Origin of the sequence: Acinetobacter sp. YH12072 (assembly GCF_013419565.1) — a bacterium.
Taxonomy (GTDB): domain Bacteria; phylum Pseudomonadota; class Gammaproteobacteria; order Pseudomonadales; family Moraxellaceae; genus Acinetobacter.
Map to the genome: position 1 here is coordinate 16,446 of NZ_VOZV01000025.1, position 20,989 is coordinate 37,434.

Below are 20,989 nucleotides of genomic sequence, written 5' to 3' on the forward strand. Positions count from 1 at the left end.
AGTCTAGTATTTATTTCAGGAAACAATGGAATGTCACGAATTCATTGTCCTGAATAAATCCAAGTGACTCATAAAGTTTATGTGACTGATAATTGGTTTTTTGCGTTTCCAGGCTGATTCGAAGCGCATTTTCATGCCGGGCAAATAAAATAGCAGTATCAATCAGTTGTTTGGCTGCACCATGCCGGCGATAAGGCGGGCTAATATAGACATCGTCCAGCACATAATAAGTAGAACATGCGACTGAGGAAAATCTTAAATACAGCAGAATAAATCCGGTAAAAATATCATCCTTAGTGTTGATAAAAATGACAGTTTGACCATCTTCAAAACGCTGTTTCAAAAATTCGTAAGATAAATCCAGATTGGAAGAAGTACCATAAAATTGACGGTACTCATCAAATAAAACGGCCAGGTTAGGTAGATCTTCTGACTGGGCGCGTCGCACGATCATCGGCTTACTCCATGTTAATTTTATTATTTATCATTAACATCAAGCATAGCGAAGTTTGAAAGGAGAGAAACTTAAGAATTGTTCGTAAATGCAACAATGTTAAATTTTGTCGCTTTCACCTAAAATAGCATTCAGTTCTTCAAATAAATCAAAATGATCATCATCCAGATTCATTTCCTGATGATCTGCTGGAATCGCTGTAGCACTTGGACTTGAAGTTTGTTCTGACTTTAGTTCACTCTGTTTCTGCTTGCGTAACTTGATCAGCTGTTCCAGATTAATATTCTGATTTTCAATCGAGAAGGGGATTGATTTGGTCAGAACCACCTGTTTAAAAAAAAGACGAACTGCCTGAGCCGGCGTAATCCCCAATTGTTTAAATACTGCAAATGCCTGTTTCTTTTCTTGGGAATCCAGGCGAATTTGATAAACTTCAGTTTTTCTCATAATATTTTCAAAGCTTTAAATTACTTAACTTTTCGCCTTATTCTAATCGATAACTTCGGGATTTCAATCCTCAAGTTGCCGTTTTTAGAAAATAATCTGTAATGACAAGAGATTTACAGTGTCAATTCAAGTTTAGAGCTAAATTGCATCTGCTTTTGGGTAACTGGATCCGTAAACTGAATGTGTTTGGCCAGTAGCTGTAACGGTGCAGAAAAATCATCATCCGCCTTATGGGAAACCTGCGGATAAAAAGGATCATTCTGGATCGGAATCCCCAAATGACTTAAGTGTACCCTTAACTGATGCTGCTTTCCTGTATGTGGTTTTAGCTCATATTTGCCCCATTGCTGATCATGTTGCAGCAATTGAATTTCGGTTTCGCTATTAGGTTCTCCTTCTACCACCTGCATGGTATAAAAGGGCTGGCCTTTCTCCATTTTCAACTTTGTGATGAGCGGAAAACTTAAATCATCACGATAAGCCGCAATCGCATGATAGGTTTTCTGTACCTGCCGAGTCGCAAACATTTGCTGATAAACGCCACGCGATTGCACACATTTTGAAATCAGCACCACACCTGCCGTTTCACGATCCAATCGATGAATCGGAGTAAGATGTTCATTTCCAGTTTGCTGTTTTAGGCGTACCAGCAAGGTTTCCTGTACATATTGTCCAGTAGGACTCATGGTCAGAAAATGCGGTTTATCTACGACCAGCAGATGCTCATTTTCAAATAGAATCTGATGCTGAAAAGGAACATGCACTTCGTGTGCCAAAAAACGATAATAAAAACAATGAGTATTTGCTTGAAAAGAACTTTCGATGGTTAAGGTGTTGCCCTGAGCATCATAAACCAGACCATTATCGAAACGGGATTGCCATTCGCTCGACTCAATATGTGGAAATTGTGCACAGAGATAGGAATAGACTGTCTTGGGTGAATCAGCTGTCGCTTGCAGGAATACTTTACTTGCCGTAACCCCATTCAGCATGGGTGGGCTAAATTCAACAGTCGAAGTCATCACAACGTGGATCTATCTCTGGTCTGGAACGGATGCTGTGAAAAAATACAGTTTCTCACAGAGGTGAATAGGCTTTTAAAGCGTTGCGATGCTATCATAATTATTCTTTTTCATCATGTCGTGAGTAATATGCCTTATTCATTTAATGTCACTTTAAAACATGAAGATGACACCCAAAATCTGGCCAAAGTTCTGGCAAATAATTTTTCTTCGGGCGTTATATATCTGATTGGTGACTTGGGTGCGGGGAAAACCACGCTGACGCGTTATTACTTACAACAACTCGGTCATAAAGGCTCAGTAAAAAGTCCGACTTATACGCTGGTGGAGCCGTATCAGGTGAATGGTCAGGATATCTTTCATTTTGATTTATATCGTCTCAATGACCCTTATGAACTTGAATTGATGGGAATCCGGGATTATTTAGAAACTCCCAATGCGCTATTTCTATTTGAATGGCCTTCTAAGGGGGGTGATGAAATCCCGCAAGCCGATTTAATTATTGAAATTTTAAAATCAGAAGATGAGCTGACCCGTACTGCAAGTCTGATTTCTTCTAATCTGGCTTTACAGCAAGCTTTGGAGCGTGAATTCCCAAATGGTTGATGATTTAAGCATACGCCGTATCCGCGCACTTGATCCTGCGCTGGCGAACCAGATTGCCGCAGGTGAGGTGATTGAACGTCCTGCATCTGTGGTCAAGGAGTTGCTGGAAAACTCGATTGATGCAGGTGCGACCGAGCTGATCATCCGGGTGGAACAGGGCGGCAGTACGCTGATTGAAATCATTGATAATGGCCGAGGCATTCATTATGAGGATTTGCCACTAGCCGTGATGCGTCACGCGACCAGTAAGATTCAAACGGCTGAAGAGCTGCATGCGATTACCAGTTTGGGCTTTCGTGGTGAGGCGTTGGCCTCGATTGCTGCAGTGTCACGCCTGACTTTAACCAGTAGCCAGAATGAAGATGGCATTGGCTATCAGGTCGAAGTGAACGGTACGGCTTTTGATCATCAGGATATTCAACCGGTCGCAGCATCCAAAGGAACTCAGATCCGGGTGCAGGATTTATTCTTCAATGTTCCGGCGCGGCGCAAATTTCTGAAAAAGCCAGGCACTGAATTTGGACATATCGAAGAAATTGTTCGCCGTATGGCTTTAACGCATTTCGATCTTCGCTTTGTATTGGAACATAACCAAACCATCAAGCTGAATTTGCCGGTTGCCGATAGTGGTGCTTTGCGTTTTCAACGTGTGCAACAATTACTTGGCCGTCAGTTTACTGAAAATGCTTACTGGATTGATGCAGACAGTATCAATATGCGTTTATCAGGCTGGCTCGGACATCCTTTGGATGCACGGGCTCAAGCCGATCTGCAATATGTCTATGTGAATGGCCGGATCGTTAAAGACAAAACCATTTCGCACGCCCTGCGCATGGCCTATGATGGTATTCTGCATGGCCATCAGCATGCCGCTTATTTACTATTTCTGGAAATCGATCCAGAAAGCATCGATGTCAATGTACATCCGACCAAACACGAAATTCGTTTCCTGAACCAGCGTGAAGTACATGAATTTGTACGTCACTATGCCAAGGAAACTCTGGCGCAATTTCAGACTGCGAGTGCTGATCTGGCTGAGGCGATGAAAACTGAGTCTGAAGCTGTTGCGATAACACCTCAGCCGCGCTATCAAGAGCAGTTTAGCCTGCATCAGTCCGTAGCCACTCAACCGGTTATTCCAATCACATCTCCGTATCGTCAGCATGAAGAAGAAGCTTCTGATGTGTTAACGGATTTCGAGTCATCAGGTCCACAAACTGTGCATTATGCGCAGGATTATAATAAGTCATATTCGGGTTCACAGCAGCTGAATAATGCCTTGAAAAGTTATCTCGCGCCGTTAAGAGAAACTGAACCGGAAATCAATAATTCAGCATCGGATACATTTCAGTCACATTTACAAAGTAAAGTAGATGAGCATCCTTTGGGGATTGCGATCGCTCAACTGCATGGTATTTATATTCTGGCGCAAAATACCGAAGGCCTAATCATCGTAGATATGCATGCGGCGCATGAGCGTATTCTGCTGCAACAGATGAAAATGGCTTGGGATAAACCGGAATTCTGGATATCCCAGCAATTGCTGATTCCTAAAGTGGTGAGCATTAGTCGTATGCAAGCCATGCGTGTTGACGAGCTCAAAGATCAACTCGCTCGTTTAGGCCTGGAAATTGACCAGTATGGTGATGAACAGGTCATTGTACGGGGCGTACCGGCCATTTTGCATAAAGCTGATTTTGATGCCTTGATCCCTGAATTATTGAATGATCTGGATCCTAATGATCAGGGACAGGGTTTAATGCAGAAACGTGACCAGATTCTTGCAGGTATGGCCTGTCATGGTGCAGTACGTGCACATCGAATGTTGAGTCTGTCAGAAATGAACGCTTTGCTGCGCCAGATGGAACAAACTGAATTTGCGAGCCAATGTAATCATGGTCGTCCAACCTGGCGAGCATTTCCATTGTCTCAACTTGATAAACTTTTCGCTCGAGGAGAGTAGCCTTACATGTCCAATCAACTGCCGGTCATCAATTTAATGGGACCAACTGCAAGCGGTAAAACTGCTTTGGCATGTGAACTATACGAGCAAGGTCATTTTGAGCTGATTTCTGTCGATTCTGCGCTAGTTTATCGGGAAATGGACATTGGTACAGCGAAGCCATCTAAAGAGGAATTAGGGCGCTATCCGCATCATCTGATTGATATTATTAGCCCGCTCGAAGTCTATTCTGCAGCAAACTTTGTCGAAGATGCTTGCCGTCTGATTGATGATATTCATGCGCGTGGTAAAACACCAATTTTGGTGGGTGGCACCATGCTGTATTTTAAGGCCTTACTTGAAGGCTTGTCTGATAATTTACCAAGTGCAGATTATGCGGTGCGTGCCCAGATTGAAGAGAAAGCCGCTCATGAAGGGTGGGAAGCGGTGTATGCTGAATTATGTCAGGTAGATCCCTTAGCTGGCCAGAAATTTAAAGTCAGTGATAAACAGCGAATTATCCGTGCTTTAGAGGTTTTTAAGCTAACAGGAGAGCCGATTACAAAACTACAAGCAGAACAACCAAAAAATTTACCATATCGTTACAGTTTCCATAATTATGCCTTAATGCCCGATCGGTTAGAATTGCACAAACGTATTGAAAAACGTCTTGAAATTATGTGGAAAAACGGATTTTTAAATGAAGTTAAAGGATTAATGGGAAAATACGATTTTGACGAAAATTTACCCTCAATGCGTTCAGTAGGTTACCGCCAAGCCATAGAATTCTTAAAAAAAGGTGACCTAAGTCATGAAAAACAACGGGAAATGGAGGATAAGGCTTTATTTGCGACACGACAACTTGCCAAACGTCAATATACCTGGTTGAGATCTTTGCAAGAAAAGCATAAATTTACAACATATTTTACGCTCGAGCAGGCCCAAGAAGACTTGCGAAACTGTCACGGATAAAGCAAAATTTGAGTACTATCTTTTTTATAATTTTTAATTGAAAAATAGAGATAGTTTTTTGCGCTGATTTTTAAATTTTTGGAGTTATAACATGTCTAAAGGTCAAACTTTACAAGATCCATTCTTGAATTCTCTCCGTAAGGAACGTATTCCAGTTTCTATCTTCCTGGTAAACGGTATCAAATTACAAGGTCACATCGAGTCTTTTGACCAATACGTTGTATTATTAAAAAATACAGTAAGCCAAATGGTTTACAAACACGCGATTTCTACAGTTGTACCTGCACGTAACCCTCGTCCAGCTGGTGCTCCTGCTGGTCCACAAGGTGCCGGCTTCGGTGGTCAAGGCGGCGCAGGTGGCTTCGGCGGTCAAGGCGCTGCTGGTGGCTTCGGCGGTCAAGGTGGCTTCGGCGGTCAAGGCGCTGGCTTCGGCGGTCAAGGCGCTGGCTTCGGCGGTCAAGGCAGCTTCGGTAGTCAAGGTGGCTTCGGTAGTCAAGGTGGCTTCGGTGGTCAAGGTGCTGGTTTTGGTGGTCAAGGTGCTGGTTTTGGTGGTCAAGGCGCTGGTTTTGACAACGATTCAAAATTTGAAGATTCTTCTGACGACGAAAACAATCGTTAATCGGATCTGAAATAAAAAAGCCTCTTAATAAGAGGCTTTTTTATTGCTTAAAAAATTGAGCCATTAAAAAAAGCCAGCATTATACTGGCTTTCTTTTCTTAAATTAACGAGCGCGTTTAGGATCTAGCTGAGGATCTTTGATTTCTACATAGGCATTGCTACGGGTTTCACGTAACCAGCTATCTAGCTCAGCATCAAACTGGCGTTCACCCAGGATCTGGCGTGCCATACGTTCCTGATATTCCTGAGTCATATCTTGCTGACGTGTATCGGTCACTTGCAGGATATGCCAGCCAAATTGTGACTGGAACGGTTCACTAATCTGACCCACTGGCGTACTTTTCATACGCTGTTCAAATTCAGGTACCATGACACCTGGGCTGACCCAGCCTAAACTTCCGCCATCACGTGCTGAACCTGTGTCATTAGAGAAAGTAGACGCCAATACTGCAAAATCTTCACCTTGCTTAAGACGCGTATATAAGCTATCAATCATCTGTTTAGCATTTTCTGGGCTAACCACTTCTGATGTTTGAATCAGAATATGACGGGTCTGGTACTGAGGAACCAATGCTTTCTGCTCACCACCTTTACGCTCTAAAAGTTTCAGGACATGCACGCCATCTGCCGCAGGAATCAGTTCAGATGTTTGACCCGCTTGCAAAGTAGAAACACGTGCAGCGAGTTCGCCTGGGATTTCTGATAAATTTCGCACGCCCATATCAGACGCATCTACTTTAATATCGCCAGTTGAATATTTTTTGCTGATCGCCTGAATATCATTGCTGCTGCTTAAATCATTTCTTACTTGCGCAGCAATCTGTTGAGCATTTTCTCCGGTTATACGTAAATGCAGAACATGTACCTGGCTGCCTAACAGAGCTTGACCTTGCGGTGTATTCAGGAAGTTTTTCACATCCTGATCACTGATCTGGATACGTGAATTTACTGCTTGCTGGCGTAAACGGCTAAGTGCCAGATCTTCAGCAATACGGTTACGTAAAGAGGCATACGTATTCGGCGCGATAGCATCCAGTTTTTGCTGGAAAGCTTCCAAGCTAGGAGAGCCTGACTCACGTGCTACTTTAAGCACTGCTTCATTTAAAGATTTTTCATCTGGACGGATATTGTAGCGTTTGACCTGTTCCAGTTGAGCCTGACGTACAATTAGCTGTTCAAGTGCTTGTTGTTCAAGATAAGGTTGCGGTGGAACAGGCTTGTTTTGCTTTTGTAACTGGTGAGAAATTTCAGCAACGCTTTGTGCCAGATCACTACGCAGAATAGCGCTATTGTCGACAACAGCTACAACTTCATCTTTAGGTTGGGCAACAGCAAAAGTCGTCATCGCTGAAGAAAGACATAGCGCAAGTGCGGTCGCTTTAAAAATTTGTTTTAACTGTTTTGTCTTCATTAACGTTCTGTCCAAGTTTGATTGATATTGTTAAAACCTAGAATACGATTTTCTAGTAATGAGGTTAGCTTGTTGCTTAACCCGCCAAGACCTTTAAGCGTTACTTCAGCCATTACTGCACGTTTCGCTTTCACATCTGGGTCATTGATATCGTCTAAGTCATTGTAGTATGAGCGGCCATAGACAGATACTCCCCAACAGCATGACTCATAGTTTACGCCAAGTAAATATTCACGTGCGACACTATTATCCAGGTCAAATTGCGCATGGCCGACCAGACGCCAGTTATTGGCAATTGGCTGGATAAATGAGCCAACCACCTGATCATAACTTTCCTGGCGGTTTGGAATATCTTTACGATAGAAATAGCCTACGTTATATAGATTGCCCTGATCGCCCGTATAATAAACCTGTACATCACGCTGGGCATTGGAGCCATTCGACATCCAGCTAGAATTTAGGTTGACATGCACGTTTTTGTTTAACTGACTTCTAAGCTGAATAACTGGACCAGTATGGCTTTCACGGTCAAATTTATCTGCTTCACGATCTAATGTGACACGGCGATCTTCAAAGAAGAAACTTTGTCCCACACTGGCGCGTAATCGCTCTAAACCTTCTTCATTAAATAAACTGTAACTAAGACCTAAAGAAGCGAAGTTATTGTCTTCTAAGCGGTCATTACCATAGAAGCGGCGTGCACTAAATAATTGGTCATAATTAATTGAGGCTACGACAGAGTCAAAGTTTGGCTGATTGCGCTGATTTTCATACGGTGAATAAGCGTAAAACAGGCGAGGCGTCAAGGTCTGTAAATAGCGACCATCTTTTTCAAAAATTAAACCGGTGTCCAGCGTAAATTGTGGCACTACGATAGAATGATTTTCACTTGATGAGCTGGTTTGATTATTATTAATACGATCAATAGTATCTTGATCATAGAAAGTATTGATATTGCGTAATGTTGCCTGAGGAATGAAGAATGACCAAGGGGTAAAGTGATTATAGCGTACCGAGAAATCATTATAGATGCGTGTACCACTTGGTTGATAGATGGCTTCATCACCGGTATCAATATTTTCGATATTTCTGATGTCTTTCTGGAAATAAGCTGTATCGTTATTAAATTCGTATTGTAAACCCAGTGGGTTACCGGTCTTATAATTCACCAAAAGCTGCGGCAAACGCGCATAAGGGCGGTCTTCATCCAGAACGGCAGGATCAAGCGTCTGGAAATCTTCAACTTTAAATTGAGCTTTTAAGCCGGGGATACCATTTTTATAATTAACTTCCCAAGCACGGCGCAAGTTCAGGTCTGTTTTTGAATCTGGGTTATTATCCAGATCGGCAAAAAAGTCCTTGTCTGATGCGTAATTATATTCAAGATTTGTTAAGAACTGATCGTTGATTTGCCAGTTATGCAGGAAGTGCAGGTCTTTACGGTCTTTATTGCTATAACTTTCATCAGATGGCAGGTAGCCACCCCAAATCCGGCCTTCACCATAGTTTTCTGTTAGATAACGAAACTCGCCATCCAGCATCGCACCACGGTCACTAATATAACGTGGCGTAATGGTCGCATCATATTGTGGTGCCAAATTGAGATAAACCGGCACACCTAATTCCAGGCCGCCATCATTGGTAAATCCGAAAGTTGGCGTCAGAATCCCAGTGGTACGGCGATCATCGATTGGGAAGTTAAAATAAGGAACAGCGAGTACCGGAACATCTTTCACATAGAGCTTGGTATTACGGGTTTCACCGCGACCGGTTTCCTGATTCAGCTTGATTTGATCTGCCTGAATTTTCCAGGTCGGTTTCTGTTCAGGTGGACAGGTGGAATAGGTGGCATTTTCCAGTTCAAGCGTATCGTCAGAGGTTTTGGCAATCTTTTCAGCACGACCATGCGCATGCTGTTCTTCGGCAATGAAGAAACTGTTGTTTAAGTCACCTTGCTGGGTTTTCAGGTTGTAATTGATATCATCGCTTTGCGAAATCAAGCCACCTTGAGCCAATTGGACTTGACCTTCTGCCTTAGCATAAGTTTGAGTCTGATCAATCGTCACGCGTTCCGCACGAATCTGGCGACCTTCCTGATCAATGACCACATTGCCTTCTAAGTAGGAATCACCGGCCGGATTATAATGGCCATAGTCTGCAGTAATGGTTGAAGTTGCCTGTTCAGGGTCAATCGTCGGTGCATCAGGTGCAATAGGAGTGACCCAGGCACCTTCACAATAGGCTGAACTGAGATATTTACCTTGACGCTGCTGTGCTTCTGGTGAAGATTTATCCACATAATATTGTGAGAAGAATGCTTCACCGGGATAGGTCTCATTAATGCGCTGTTTGAGTTGTTCCGCATTTACATTGGATGAGTCATTTGATGCAGCATAGCTTGAGACCGAGCTACTACATAAAAGGGTTAAGATCGCAGTCGCTAGAGGGTTTATTTTAAAGTGATGCTTCATTTGTCTCATTAACCAATCATGCTTTTATCGCAATTAATTATTGTCGCATCATAGAGAAAAAGTTGATAAGTAGCTACACTTAGCACTTTAAAAACTCAGCCTGTACTAGAATTTATTGCAAATGAATACTCAACGCGAACAATTGATACAATCTTGGATTGCTTCTGTACTCGGTTCAGATCAATTTGAAACACATTTTTTAGCAGGCGATGCAAGTTTTCGTCGTTATGCACGAATCAAACTGAATAATAAAACATTTATGCTCATGGATGCACCACCAGAAAAAGAAGATTGTGTGCCTTTTGTGACGATTGATGAATTTTTTGATGCCCATGGCGTACGTGTTCCACACATTGTGGCCAAAGACCTGGAAAATGGCTTTTTGCTGCTCGAAGATTTTGGTGATGTGCTGTTATCAAATCTGCTAAATGATCAGACAGTTGATGCCTATTATGAGCAAAGTTTTAAACAGCTGATTCAGCTGCAGTCCATTCCTGGAGAAGGTCAGTTTCCTGCTTATTCTTATGAGAAGCTTATTTCTGAAATGGAGCTGCTGACTGACTGGATGCTGCCTGCTCTAAAAATTCAGCCAACAGAATCAGAGTCCGCTCTGATCAAGCGCACATTTGCGATACTGGCGAATGCTGCTTTGGCACAACCACAAGTCATTGTGCATCGTGATTTCCATAGCCGTAACCTGATGAAAATCGAAAATGAAACCGAACTGGGTGTGATTGATTTTCAGGATGCAGTAATCGGTGCTGATACCTATGACCTGATTTCGATTACCCGTGATGCCTATGTGCAGTGGAATGCAGATCGGGTGTATCGCTGGTTTAAAGTGTTCTATGACCTGTTACCAGCAGCGGCAAAACAGGACCGTGATTTCGAACAGTTCAAAAAAGATGCGGATATGATGGCCATTCAGCGGCATATCAAGATTTTAGGTATTTTTGTCCGCTTGTTTGAGCGAGATGGTAAATCAGGTTATCTCAAAGACCTGCCACGTGTGATGTGGTATCTATTGGAAGAAACCAAAGATTATCCAGAGTTACAGCCATTTATGCAGTTTATTCATGAAAAAGTCATGCCTGCCTTTGAAGCAAAATATGGTTCATACGAGGTAGCGGCCTAAATGAAAGCGATGATTCTCGCGGCTGGCTTGGGCAACCGCATGCGTCCTTTGACTTTGCATACGCCAAAACCTTTGCTTGAAGTAGGTGGCAAACCATTAATTGTCTGGCATATTGAAAAACTGGCTGCGATGGGCGTGAATGAAATTGTCATCAATACGGCTTGGTTAGGTGAAAAACTGGCTCAGGCGTTGGGTGATGGTTCACAGTTTGGTGTCAAGATTTTATGGTCACATGAAGGTGAAGGTCTGGAAACAGCCGGTGGCATTATTAATGCTTTACCACTGCTTGGTGATGAGCCTTTCATTTTGGTCAATGGCGATGTCTGGACGACTATGGACTTTGCACCTTTATTGAATGTTGAGCTGGGTGAAAATCTGGCACATCTGGTATTGGTACAAAACCCGGAACAGCATCCAAACGGTGATTTCACACTTGCTGACGGCAAGGCTTATACCTTTGATCAGCAGATCAGTGGTGAAAATCTGACTTTTAGCGGTGTATCAGTGATTCATCCGAAAATGTTTGCAGGCTTAGAGGCTGGAAAGCGTCCTTTGGCACCATTATTAAAAGCAGCAATGCTGGAAAATAAGATTGCTGCCTCTAAATTGACAGGCATTTGGGTAGATGTAGGAACGCCTGAGCGTTTGAATGCACTGGATTCAATGATCCGTGAAGGGAAGTCTGCTTAAGTGAATATTCACTAAGCACTCCCTACTGTGCCAATATAGAGAAAACGGTATACTTCCACTTAACTTTTTCGAGCGTTGATTGTTTATGCACACGTTTTTTCAAGAACTAAAGCAGGGTAGCCAGGCTTTAGGTTTAGAGCTGTCGGATGAAGCTTTAAATTTATTACTCAAGTACCAAGACGCTTTGGTACTGTGGAATAAAGCATACAATTTGACTGCAATCCGTGATCCTAAAGAAATGCTGGTCAAGCATCTGCTTGACAGTCTGAGTATTTTGAAGGATTTGCCTGCAGGTCGTTTGCTCGACATTGGGACTGGTGGTGGTATGCCGGGCATGATCATTGCTTTATGTCAGCCTGAGCGTGATTGCGTACTACTGGATTCAAATGGTAAAAAAATTCGTTTCCTCAAGCAGTTTATTGCAGACCTAAAATTAAAAAATGTCATTGCAGTACAAACCCGTGTGGAAAATGAAGACAGTATCAATGAGCTGGGTCAGTTTGATGTGATTACCAGTCGTGCATTTGCTTCATTGACAGATTTTGTGAATGCGTCTAAACCGTATATGCATGAGCAGAGTATTATTGCTTCCATGAAAGGTTTGATTCCTGAAGAGGAAGTGGCAGCATTAAAAGATGAATTTAGCTGTCAGATTATTGAACTGAAGGTTCCGCGCTTGGACGAACAACGTCATTTACTTCTATTAAAACGTATTTAAAATTTTTGAAGGATCGGGGTCAACATGGCACAAATTATTGCGATTGCCAACCAGAAAGGTGGTGTCGGTAAAACCACAACCGCAGTAAATTTGGCGGCATCTCTCGCTGTGCTAAAAAAACGCGTTTTGCTTGTGGATATGGATTCTCAAGGTAACGCGACCATGGGGTCGGGGATTCAGAAAAATGACCTGCTGTATTCAGTGACTGATGTATTGCTGGGTGAAGTGCCGATTGAAACTGCGATCACCAAGGCTGAAGTTGGATACAAGGTTTTAGGGGCAAACCGTGACCTGGCTGGTGTGGAGCTGGCGATTGCTGAGCAAAAAGGCCGTGAATTTATTTTGCGTGAAGCTTTGCAGGAAATTGAATCCTCATTCGACTATATCATTGTTGATTGTGCACCAAGCTTAAGCTTGATTACCGTGAATGCACTGGCAGCGGTGGATGGCGTGATTATTCCGATGCAATGCGAATATTATGCTCTCGAAGGCCTGGCTGATCTGACACAAACCATTGACCGCATTCAGCAAGCACTTAATCCAGATCTGCAGATCGTGGGTGTATTGCGTACCATGTATGATGCTCGAAATGCCTTGACCCGTGATGTTTCAGAAGAGTTAGAGCAATATTTTGGTAAAAAACTTTATGAAACCGTGATTCCACGTAATATCCGTCTAGCTGAAGCGCCGGCACATGGTCTACCGGTTATTTATTTTGAAAAAAGTTCAAAGGGTGCAGTTGCTTACTTAAATCTGGCAGCTGAAGTATTAAAGAAAAGCAAAGTGAAAAAAGGAAGTAAAGCATGACCGTCAAGAAACGTGGACTCGCCAAAGGTCGTGGTTTAGATGCCTTGCTGGGATCAATTCAAAAAGAAAAATTACAACTCGAAGCACAAGGTCTTGATCATGGTCAGTTGAAACAGATTGATGTCAATCTGCTGAAACGTGGTGAATATCAGCCACGTCGTTATATTAATGAGCAGGATCTGCAGGAACTGGCCGCATCGATTGAAAAGCATGGCATCATGCAGCCAATCGTGATCCGTCCGGTCGATGATGAACGCTATCCATACGAGATTATTGCGGGTGAGCGTCGTTGGCGTGCGGCACAGTTAGCAGGTCTGACTGAAGTTCCTGCGATTGTGCGTGAGCTGAATGATCAGGTCGCAATTGCATTAGCTTTAATCGAAAACATTCAGCGTCAGGACCTGAACCCGATTGATCAGGCGATGGCTTTGCAGCGTTTCCATGACGAGTTTGGTTTAAGCCATCAGGAAATTGCCGATACCGTCGGTAAGGCACGTACTACAGTAAGTAATCTACTGCGTCTGCTAACTCTGGCTGAAGAAGTAAAAGACTTTATGCAGCAGGGCCTGCTGGATATGGGACATGCACGTGCCATCCTGACTTTGAAGGCTAAAGATCAGCTTAAAGTTGCTGAGATGGTCATTGAAAAGAGTCTGTCAGTACGCCAAACCGAACAGTTGGTACGCGACTACAATGCACCGAAAACAGAAAAACCAAAAGCAGCGATTGCGCCGGACATTCAGCAGTTGACTCAACGTCTGTCTGAGCGCTTTAGTGCGGATGTTAAAATTGACTACAACAAGCAAGGGAAAGGCAAACTGGTCATTAGCTATCATTCTTTAGAAGAGCTGGACGGGATTCTTTCGATCCTGGGCGACGAATAATTAATTTAAAATTTGTTTTTATTGGGGAATAAATCAGATGTGGGAATTGGTTAAAGCAGGCGGCTGGTTGATGCTGCCGCTGGTATTGTGTTCGATATTTATGCTAGCGATCTCGGTCGAGCGCTTCATTCGTTTAAAAAAGAGTCTGGTACTGCCCAACTCACTTCTGATGGGTCCTGCACAAAATGCAGACCAAGCTATGCAAAAGCTGCAACAAAGTTCAGCTTTGAAAAACAGTACTTTGGGTCGTGTATTTACTGCTGGTTTTGAAGCGTGTCACCAGTCTGAGCAATATGCTCGTGCCCAGATGGAAGTGGTAGCTTCACAGGAAATTGGCTATCTGGAAAAGAATATTAATTTTCTGGGTACTTTGAGTGCAGTAGCACCTCTACTCGGTTTGCTCGGTACAGTGATTGGAATTATTGAATCATTTTTAATGATTGATGTCGGTACTAATAGTGACCCGGTGTTAATGATGCCCGGTATTTCCAAAGCACTGATCACGACAGCAGCGGGTATGCTGATTGCTATTCCTGCTTTATTTGCACATCGTTATTTCCAGCGTCTGGTTCAGGAATATGTAGCGGAACTTGAGCAGCAAGCAACGTTATTTCATGCCAACCTGTTCTATTTAAATGCTTCAGATGATGTAGAAGAACGCATCAAGAAAGCAAGTTAGGAGCAGGGGCATGAAATTTAAACGTAACCAGGTGGAAGATGTACATATCAATCTGACGCCCATGATTGATTGCCTGCTATTTATTTTGGTCTTTCTGCTGCTTTCAACCACGTTTAACCAGATGAGCCGAATGAACCTGACGCTTCCAGATGCGCAAGGTGTACCGCCCAAGAATTTTGATCAGAAAATTGAAGTGATTGTGGATTCCAATGGCCACTATGCCGTGAATGGTCAGTCTATTGCCAGTAAAGATGCAGCAGATTTAAATACGGCAATTAAACAGATTTCGAATGAACGTCGTGATTTAATGTTTGTCATTGCCGCTGATGCAAAAGCGACACATCAGGATGTTATTCGTGTCATGGACGTTGCAGGGCAACTTGGCTTTGTTAATGTCAACATCAGTACGAAAGTACCAACTCGAGGTTATTAGTGAAGCACGATTTTAAGGTCTATCTTCGCCTTTTAAGCTATTTAAAACCATTTTGGGGCACAGCCTTAATTGTCCTGCTTGGTTTCTCTATGAATGCGGCCACAGAAGTTTCTGTAGCCAAATTACTGGAATATATCATTGAGGCGATACAAAACAGAGACCAGGGTTTCACCTTACTTTTCCCATTCTTAGTGGTAGTACTGATGTTCTTCCGGGGCTTAGGTCTATTCCTCGGTGGGTATTATACGGCGGTCATCTCCCGTAATCTGGTATTTAATATTCGTCAGGAAGTCTTTGCCAAAATATTGCGTTTGCCTGCGCAATATTTTCTGGACAATACCAGCGGTCATATTACGGCCAAAATTATGTATAACGTTGAGCAGCTCACCGCAGCCTCAACTGAAGCACTTAGAACGATCATTCAGCAAGGTCTGATCACTATTGCCTTATTGGGATATCTTTTATATACCAACTGGCGTTTAACCATGTGTATTCTGATCTTTGGACCCGTGATTGGTTTTGTGATCAGTAAAGCTTCAAAACGGATGCGCAAGCTATCACAACAGGTTCAGGACACTATGGGTGATGTGAACCATGTGGTTCAGGAAACGGTAAATGCTAATCTGATTGTCAAAGGTTTTGGTGGTCAGATTTATGAGCAGGAACGCTTTAAACAGAATTCTTTGGAAAATCTACGCCGTGGCTTGAAAATGGTGGCAGTACAGCAGCTGAACAGTCCAGTGGTACAGCTGATCATGTCAGTTTCACTCAGTATCGTGATGTATATTGCATTGCGCCCACAAATTTTGGGAGATACGACTGCGGGTGAATTTGTTGCTTATATTACAGCTGCTGGCATGTTGGCGCGACCAATCAAGACATTAACTGATGTGAATGAAAAAATTCAGCGTGGTATGGCGGCCGCACATTCTGTGTTTGAATTGCTAGATATGCCTGAAGAGCATAATACCGGCAAACTCAATGATGCCTTAAAAGGCAACATTCAATTTAAAGATGTCAATCTGGTTTATGGCGATGGTCACCATGCGATTCATGACTTTAACCTAGAAGTGAAAGCGGGCGAGACTGTAGCATTGGTTGGGCGTTCAGGAGCAGGTAAAACCTCGCTGGTGAATCTGTTGGTACGTTATCAGGAAACTTCATCCGGGCAAATTTTACTGGATCAAAAACCGATTACTGATTATGAGTTGACTGCTTTACGTACCCAGATCGCGATGGTAAACCAGCAGGTAGTGCTGTTTAACCGTACTGTTCGTGAAAATATTGCTTATGGCCAGCTAGAAAATGCGAGTGATGAAGAAATCATTGCAGCGGCAAAAGCTGCCTATGCACATGATTTCATTATGGCCTTGCCACAAGGTTATGATACGCCACTAGGTGCTCAAGGTCTGAATCTGTCAGGTGGTCAGCGTCAGCGTATTGCGATCGCCCGTGCTATTCTGAAAAATGCACCGATTCTGATTCTGGATGAAGCGACCAGTGCGCTGGATAATGAATCTGAATACTTTATTCAGCGTGCCTTTGATCAGGCGATGCGAGATCGGACTACGATTGTGATTGCCCACCGTCTATCAACAATTGAAAATGCCGACCGCATTGTAGTGATGGATCAAGGTCGTATTATAGAGCAGGGTAATCATGCTGAGCTGATTGCACGTCAAGGTGCTTATTATCAGCTGCACCAACGTAATTTCGAGGAACATTAAGTCATGGCTTTGGCACAGATCATTCAGGATGCTTGGAATACACAGGCAAAGTGGCTGGTTGTGCTGCGTCCTTTGTCCTGGCTTTACCGCTTGGGTTTTGTCAGTAACCACTGGCTTTACCGTAAAGGGATTAAAAAAAGCTATACCGCACCTATTCCAGTAATGGTGATTGGAAATATTACCGTAGGTGGGAGTGGTAAAACACCTTTACTGATTCATCTGGTGGATTACCTCACTGAAAAAGGCCTACGGATTGGTGTAATCAGTCGAGGTTATGGTGGTAAAGGTCCTTTTCCTGCTTATGTAGATTTAAATACCTTGCCTGAAGTGGTAGGTGATGAACCAGCCTTAATTGTCCAAGCGACTGGTGTGCCGATGGCTATAGGGCCAAATCGTCAAAAGAGCATTGAGCTTCTGCTAGAAAAGCATGCACTGGATTTAATTATTTGTGATGACGGTTTGCAGCACTGGGCTTTAAATCGTCAGATTGAATGGATTGTGCTGGATAATAACCGAGGCTTGGGCAACCAGAAACTTTTACCAGAAGGTTATCTGCGTGAACCCGTTACCCGGTTGGAAAAAGGTACCGTGATTGAACATGCAGCAAATCCAGTTTCGCCTTTGCATATGCATCTTGCAGCCTCTCAGCCGTATTTATTAAATCAGGATGTTATCAAAAGCTTTGATCCAACTGCGGCTTTCTATGCAGTAGTCGGCATCGGTTTTCCACAGCGTTTTTATCAAACACTAGAACATCTGGGGCTGCAGCAATTTCAGTGTCATGAATTTCCAGATCATCATGATTATGAAATTGAAGATCTGCAATTCGATGACAATAGTCCGATCATTACTACTGAAAAAGATGCAGTTAAAATTATGGCATTACTCAAACAGTATCCAGATTATCAGCGGGATATCTGGGTGGTGCCGGTCGATGCAGTCTTGTCACCTGCCTGTTATACAATATTGCAGCAGCAATTAGAGCAACAGGGTATTTCTATTTCCTAAGGTTTATTTACGATGAAACATATAGTTATTCCTGCACGCTTCTCCAGTTCACGTTTGCCGGGTAAACCTTTGCTGGAAATCCATGGTCGTCCGATGATTCTGCGTGTCGTGGATCAGGCCAAAAAAGTACAGGGCTTTGATGACCTGTGTGTGGCAACAGATGATGAACGTATTGCCGAAGTTTGCCGTGCTGAAGGTGTTGATGTGGTCCTGACTTCAGCAGATCATCCATCAGGTACCGATCGTCTAAGCGAGGTAGCTCGAATCAAGGGCTGGGCGAGTGATGACATTATCGTGAATGTACAGGGTGATGAACCTTTATTGCCAGCCCAGTTAGTTAAACAGGTCGCGCAACTCTTAGAAGATCAACCAGCTTGCTCAATGTCGACTCTGTGTGAGTCAATCCATCATTTAGAGGAATTCAAGCGTGACAGCATTGTTAAGGTTGTGATGTCTAAGCACAATCAGGCATTGTATTTTAGTCGTGCTACGATTCCTTATGACCGTGATGGTGCCAAGCTGGCTGAACAGAAACTGCATGATCAGGCTTATCGCCATTTGGGCTTATATGCTTACCGCGTGAAACTATTACAGGAATATGTGACCTGGGAAATGGGTGTGCTGGAAAAACTGGAATCTTTAGAACAGTTACGTGTCCTGGAAAATGGTCACCGTATTGCCATTGCTGTGGCAGAAGCCAATTTACCGCCAGGTGTCGATACGCAGGAAGATCTGGATCGCTTGAACCAGATGGATCCATCTTCTTTTGCTTAATTTGAGAATTCTCCATGCCGCTTGATGTCAATGCACAGATTTATCCATGGCAGCAACAGGTTTGGGATACGCTAACCGGGCGTTTTCCTAAGCTTGGGCATGGTTTATTGTTCTATGGAAAAAAAGGCTGTGGTAAAGAAGCCTTTGCCCAGCAGTTTCTGGCCTGGGTTTTATGCTTGAACCGTCAGCCTGATGGGCCATGCGGTGAGTGTGGTAGCTGTCAGTGGCTGAAAGCGGATACCCATCCGAATTACGTCTATATCAGCACGGATGAAGATAATAAAAAACAGAATGCCAAAATTAAAATTGAAAAAATCCGTGATCTTCTGCCTTTTGTACAGCAGACCGTCGATGGCTGGCGTGTCATTGTCATTGAACCCGCTGAAGCATTAAATATTGCCTCTTCCAATGCCTTGCTGAAAACTCTGGAAGAACCGGGTGAAAATATTGTCATTATTCTGCTTGCGGATCATTATCTGAAATTGCCTGCAACTATTCGCAGCCGTTTACAGCATTTTGCCTTGGACCGGATTTCATCAGTGCAATTCAGTGAATTTGTAGAAGCGCAGTTACCTGAAGCAGGTTCGAGCCAGCAGCAGTTATTGATGAATTTATCCAATCAGATGCCTTTGCAAGCGATTGAGGTTGCACAAAGTTCATGGCTGCCACTACGTCAGGAATTCATGGAAGACTGGAAAAAACTGGTTATTCAAAAAAATATGCCAATAGCAATTGCGACCAAATGGAATAAAAGCCTGAGTTTTGGTGAATTTGGTCAAATGTTTGAATACTTGTTGTCCGATTTAATTTGTGTCAAGCTAAATCAGGCCGTAAAAAACATTGATCTGGACTTTAATGTATTGGCCGAACAATATTCATTGGAAATACTTTTTAAAATTTATGAGGATTTTCAGCGAGCCAAGCAATATCTAGAGCAGAACGTACAAAGTAATTTGGTGCTCGATGAATTGTGTATCAAGCTGATGAATCTTTAGCTTAAGGGGAAAACAAGATGCAACCACGTATGGGCGGTATTATTCAGGCCAATATTCCGGATATTGAAACACTATTTGCCAGTTATATGCCATATGTTGTAGGTGGTGGACTTTTTATTCCTTCCAAGCAGCCAGTCAAGCTGGGTGAAGAAGTTTTTGTTTTGACGACTTTGCCTGAACAGACGCAGAAAATTCCATTAACCGGAAAAGTGATCTGGGTGTCTCAAAAGCAGAATGGCATCAAGCCACAAGGTTTTGGGATTCAGCTCACCGGTGAAAAAGGCGTTTTCTTCAAAAATGAAGCAGATCGTCTGGTTGCGGGTCTTAAATCTGATGGACGTAAAAGTTACACTATGTAGTTAATTTACCTTTGGTAGGGACTCATTGTGTTTGTAGATACTCATTGCCATTTAACGCTGCTCGATTTAACACCTTATAACGGTGATCTGGATCAGGCGCTCGCTCAGGCCCGTGAAGCAGGCGTATCCAAGTTTATGAGTATCTCGGTGGATCTGGATGATCATATCGAGCTGGCGAAAATCGCGGCCCGTCATCCTGATGTCGGTTATACCGTCGGTGTACATCCTTGCGAAGATGCGGCGACAATGGCGCGTGCGACCACTGAATATCTGGTTGAACTGGCACAACCGGAAAAAGTCTGGGCGCTGGGTGAAACGGGGCTCGATTATTATCACAGCACCGATTTTATTGCCGAGCAAAAAGACTGTTTTGCCCGTCATATTCATGCCTCACAAATTGTGAAAAAACCTGTCGTTGTGCATACCCGTTCTGCCAAGCATGACACGGTTGATATTATTCGTGCAGAGAAATCTACCCATGGCATTTTGCACTGTTTTACCGAAGACTGGGAAACCGCTAAAGCTGTTTTAGACTGCGGTTACTATGTGTCTTTCTCCGGTATTGTTTCTTTTAAAAATGCCCAGGATTTGCGTGACGTGGCCAAACAGGTTCCACTTGATCGGGTTTTAATCGAAACGGATAGTCCTTACCTTGCTCCAATGCCATATCGTGGCAAATCTAATGAACCAAAATACGTTCCTTATGTAGCCAAAGCGCTTTGCGATGTATATGATAAGTCGCTAGAAGAAATGGCTTATATCACAAAGCAGAACTTTGAGAATCTTCTGAATTCAAAGTAAGTAAAGTTAGATAAGAGTACAAGAGAGTTATAGGG

General features: G+C 43.2%; 22 protein-coding genes. 17 read left to right on the top strand and 5 right to left on the bottom strand.

What is annotated here, in order from left to right:
* Positions 1-10 precede the first annotated feature (10 nt).
* The 3 genes from FTU19_RS11200 to FTU19_RS11210 all read right to left on the bottom strand — a co-directional run bounded on the left by FTU19_RS11200 (position 11) and on the right by FTU19_RS11210 (position 1,923).
* Positions 11-454 (bottom strand): GNAT family N-acetyltransferase, encoded by a 444-nt coding sequence (locus FTU19_RS11200; protein ID WP_004784033.1) that lies wholly within the window; start codon positions 452-454, stop codon positions 11-13.
* A gap of 99 nt (positions 455-553) precedes the next feature.
* Entirely contained in the window at positions 554-901 is a 348-nt protein-coding gene (locus FTU19_RS11205; protein ID WP_166139413.1) for a type II toxin-antitoxin system RelB/DinJ family antitoxin, read from the bottom strand.
* A gap of 113 nt (positions 902-1,014) precedes the next feature.
* Positions 1,015-1,923, bottom strand: coding sequence for an RluA family pseudouridine synthase (locus tag FTU19_RS11210; RefSeq protein WP_166139455.1), 909 nt, complete (start codon positions 1,921-1,923; stop codon positions 1,015-1,017).
* A gap of 129 nt (positions 1,924-2,052) precedes the next feature.
* Between FTU19_RS11210 and tsaE the strand changes: the two genes are divergently transcribed.
* From tsaE to hfq, 4 genes are all read left to right on the top strand, one after another.
* The gene (gene tsaE, locus FTU19_RS11215; protein WP_034590094.1) at positions 2,053-2,529 is read left to right on the top strand and encodes a tRNA (adenosine(37)-N6)-threonylcarbamoyltransferase complex ATPase subunit type 1 TsaE; all 477 of its coding nucleotides are present in this window, start codon (positions 2,053-2,055) and stop codon (positions 2,527-2,529) included.
* Positions 2,522-4,492: a DNA mismatch repair endonuclease MutL gene (gene mutL / locus FTU19_RS11220; protein ID WP_180131207.1), complete on the top strand. Its 1,971-nt coding sequence runs from the start codon at positions 2,522-2,524 to the stop codon at positions 4,490-4,492. The genes tsaE and mutL overlap by 8 nt, the downstream gene beginning before the upstream one ends.
* 6 nt (positions 4,493-4,498) lie before the next feature.
* The gene (gene miaA / locus FTU19_RS11225; RefSeq protein ID WP_166139417.1) at positions 4,499-5,443 is read left to right on the top strand and encodes a tRNA (adenosine(37)-N6)-dimethylallyltransferase MiaA; all 945 of its coding nucleotides are present in this window, start codon (positions 4,499-4,501) and stop codon (positions 5,441-5,443) included.
* Positions 5,444-5,534: 91 nt separating this feature from the next.
* Positions 5,535-6,062, top strand: coding sequence for an RNA chaperone Hfq (hfq, locus tag FTU19_RS11230; protein WP_180131210.1), 528 nt, complete (start codon positions 5,535-5,537; stop codon positions 6,060-6,062).
* 103 nt (positions 6,063-6,165) lie between these two features.
* On the opposite strand, the gene FTU19_RS11235 is transcribed toward hfq, so the two are convergent.
* Complete coding sequence (locus FTU19_RS11235) at positions 6,166-7,473, bottom strand: peptidylprolyl isomerase (protein WP_166139422.1); 1,308 nt, start codon at positions 7,471-7,473, stop codon at positions 6,166-6,168.
* Entirely contained in the window at positions 7,473-9,944 is a 2,472-nt protein-coding gene (gene lptC / locus FTU19_RS11240) for an LPS export ABC transporter periplasmic protein LptC (protein WP_166139457.1), read from the bottom strand. Before lptC ends, FTU19_RS11235 begins: the two co-directional genes overlap by 1 nt.
* 121 nt (positions 9,945-10,065) lie before the next feature.
* Here lptC and FTU19_RS11245 point away from each other — a divergent pair, with 121 nt between their 5' ends.
* The 13 genes from FTU19_RS11245 (at position 10,066) to FTU19_RS11305 (ending at position 20,954) form a co-directional block, all read left to right on the top strand.
* Positions 10,066-11,079, top strand: a complete 1,014-nt coding sequence (locus FTU19_RS11245) for an aminoglycoside phosphotransferase family protein (RefSeq protein WP_159124004.1) — start codon at positions 10,066-10,068, stop codon at positions 11,077-11,079.
* On the top strand, positions 11,080-11,769 hold the full coding sequence (gene murU, locus FTU19_RS11250) for an N-acetylmuramate alpha-1-phosphate uridylyltransferase MurU (protein WP_166139424.1): 690 nt from the start codon (positions 11,080-11,082) through the stop codon (positions 11,767-11,769). It abuts the gene before it with no gap.
* Positions 11,770-11,854: 85 nt separating this feature from the next.
* Positions 11,855-12,487 carry a 16S rRNA (guanine(527)-N(7))-methyltransferase RsmG gene (rsmG, locus tag FTU19_RS11255; protein WP_166139427.1) on the top strand — a complete coding sequence of 211 codons (633 nt, stop codon included), beginning with the start codon at positions 11,855-11,857 and terminating at the stop codon, positions 12,485-12,487.
* A 24-nt stretch (positions 12,488-12,511) separates the two neighbouring features.
* Positions 12,512-13,294 (top strand): ParA family protein, encoded by a 783-nt coding sequence (locus tag FTU19_RS11260; RefSeq protein WP_004784019.1) that lies wholly within the window; start codon positions 12,512-12,514, stop codon positions 13,292-13,294.
* Positions 13,291-14,178: a ParB/RepB/Spo0J family partition protein gene (locus tag FTU19_RS11265; protein WP_004784018.1), complete on the top strand. Its 888-nt coding sequence runs from the start codon at positions 13,291-13,293 to the stop codon at positions 14,176-14,178. Before FTU19_RS11260 ends, FTU19_RS11265 begins: the two co-directional genes overlap by 4 nt.
* A 37-nt stretch (positions 14,179-14,215) precedes the next feature.
* Positions 14,216-14,857, top strand: coding sequence for a MotA/TolQ/ExbB proton channel family protein (locus tag FTU19_RS11270; RefSeq protein WP_125279032.1), 642 nt, complete (start codon positions 14,216-14,218; stop codon positions 14,855-14,857).
* A 10-nt stretch (positions 14,858-14,867) separates the two neighbouring features.
* Positions 14,868-15,290, top strand: coding sequence for a biopolymer transporter ExbD (locus tag FTU19_RS11275; RefSeq protein WP_159124000.1), 423 nt, complete (start codon positions 14,868-14,870; stop codon positions 15,288-15,290).
* Positions 15,290-17,017 (top strand): lipid A export permease/ATP-binding protein MsbA, encoded by a 1,728-nt coding sequence (gene msbA, locus FTU19_RS11280; protein WP_166139429.1) that lies wholly within the window; start codon positions 15,290-15,292, stop codon positions 17,015-17,017. The genes FTU19_RS11275 and msbA overlap by 1 nt, the downstream gene beginning before the upstream one ends.
* A gap of 3 nt (positions 17,018-17,020) precedes the next feature.
* A complete protein-coding gene (gene lpxK, locus FTU19_RS11285) occupies positions 17,021-18,025 on the top strand; it encodes a tetraacyldisaccharide 4'-kinase (RefSeq protein ID WP_180131213.1) in 1,005 nt (334 codons plus the stop codon).
* Between the two features lie 12 nt (positions 18,026-18,037).
* Positions 18,038-18,799: a 3-deoxy-manno-octulosonate cytidylyltransferase gene (gene kdsB / locus FTU19_RS11290; RefSeq protein ID WP_159123998.1), complete on the top strand. Its 762-nt coding sequence runs from the start codon at positions 18,038-18,040 to the stop codon at positions 18,797-18,799.
* A 14-nt stretch (positions 18,800-18,813) separates the two neighbouring features.
* Positions 18,814-19,794 carry a DNA polymerase III subunit delta' C-terminal domain-containing protein gene (locus FTU19_RS11295; RefSeq protein WP_180131216.1) on the top strand — a complete coding sequence of 327 codons (981 nt, stop codon included), beginning with the start codon at positions 18,814-18,816 and terminating at the stop codon, positions 19,792-19,794.
* A gap of 17 nt (positions 19,795-19,811) precedes the next feature.
* On the top strand, positions 19,812-20,153 hold the full coding sequence (locus FTU19_RS11300; protein ID WP_004784000.1) for a PilZ domain-containing protein: 342 nt from the start codon (positions 19,812-19,814) through the stop codon (positions 20,151-20,153).
* 27 nt (positions 20,154-20,180) lie between these two features.
* A complete protein-coding gene (locus tag FTU19_RS11305) occupies positions 20,181-20,954 on the top strand; it encodes a TatD family hydrolase (RefSeq protein ID WP_004783999.1) in 774 nt (257 codons plus the stop codon).
* Positions 20,955-20,989: the final 35 nt, after the last annotated feature.